1 pseudogene is annotated in these 252 nt (G+C 61.5%); it reads right to left on the minus strand.

The features are described 5' to 3' along the window. Window positions 1-124: 124 nt before the first annotated feature. Window positions 125-252: pseudogene (locus EU800_RS26630) on the minus strand (IS5/IS1182 family transposase); the annotation flags it as partial.

Below are 252 nucleotides of genomic sequence, written 5' to 3' on the forward strand. Positions count from 1 at the left end.
GGTGAAAATGCTCCCGCCCCCCTGAAATCAGAACAGAAAGGGCCGATACTGGGCGACTTTTGCTCCGCCCGCAGCGAGAAACATCCCCGCCGCTACCGTGGTCGACTATTCCACTGCCGTTCTCACCACCCTTTGAGCGGCCAAAACCCTGTCGCGGAGTCCCCCTTTAGCGCCCGCTGCTTGATGATGGGCGCGAACCACGGTGCTATCGACCATTTGCAGGGCGTCAGGGACGATCCGGCTCTCGGTCAG

It is taken from the genome of Tropicimonas sp. IMCC6043 (assembly GCF_004146235.1).
In the GTDB taxonomy this organism is placed as follows: Bacteria; Pseudomonadota; Alphaproteobacteria; order Rhodobacterales; family Rhodobacteraceae; genus Tropicimonas.